Raw genomic sequence first — 1,025 nt, 5'->3', positions numbered from 1 at the left:
ATCGTGGGTGTCGGCAACTGCGCGGCGTCCCTGGTGCAGGGGGTGCACTACTACCGGGACGCCGAACCGGGGACCCGGGTGCCCGGCCTGATGCACGTCCAGTTCGGTGACTACCACGTGCGGGACGTGGAGTTCGTCGCGGCGTTCGACGTGGACGCCAAGAAGGTCGGCCTCGACCTGTCCGAGGCCATCGTGACCAGCGAGAACAACACCATCAAGATCGCCGACGTGCCGCCGCTGGGGGTGCCGGTGCAGCGCGGGCACACCCTGGACGGGCTGGGCCGCTACTACCGCGAGACCATCGAGGAGTCCGACCAGGAGCCGGTCGACGTGGTCAAGGCCCTGCGCGACGCCCAGGTCGACGTGCTGGTGTCCTACCTGCCCGTCGGCTCCGAGGAGGCCGACCGGTTCTACGCCCAGTGCGCCATCGACGCCCGGGTCGCCTTCGTCAACGCCCTGCCCGTGTTCATCGCCTCCGACCCGGCCTGGGCCGCCAAGTTCGCCGAGGCCGGCGTGCCGATCGTCGGCGACGACATCAAGTCCCAGGTCGGGGCCACCATCACCCACCGGGTGCTGGCCAAGCTGTTCGAGGACCGGGGCGTGCTGCTGGACCGGACCATGCAGCTCAACGTCGGCGGCAACATGGACTTCAAGAACATGCTGGAGCGCGACCGCCTGGAGTCCAAGAAGATCTCCAAGACCCAGTCCGTGACCTCCCAGGTCGACCGCGACCTGGGCGCCCGCAACGTGCACATCGGCCCGTCGGACTACGTGCAGTGGCTGGACGACCGGAAGTGGGCCTACGTCCGCCTTGAGGGCCGCGCCTTCGGCGACGTGCCGCTCAACCTCGAGTACAAGCTGGAGGTCTGGGACTCCCCCAACTCCGCCGGCATCATCATCGACGCCGTCCGCGCCGCCAAGATCGCCCTCGACCGCGGCATCGGCGGCCCCATCCTGTCCGCCTCCTCCTACTTCATGAAGTCGCCGCCGGAGCAGTACTCCGACTCGCAGGCCCACGACGCCGT

The 1,025-nt window shown here is 68.9% G+C and carries 1 protein-coding gene; it reads left to right on the top strand.

Annotated features, from left to right (window positions below; translation table 11 throughout):
• A partial coding sequence (locus ACIG5F_RS49280) for an inositol-3-phosphate synthase (RefSeq protein WP_396527288.1) occupies nucleotides 1-1,025 on the top strand: 1,025 nt, incomplete at both ends.

The organism is Kutzneria sp. NPDC052558, assembly GCF_044547355.1.
Lineage (GTDB): Bacteria > Actinomycetota > Actinomycetes > Mycobacteriales > Pseudonocardiaceae > Kutzneria.
This window is presented reverse-complemented; position numbering and strand designations above follow the sequence as displayed.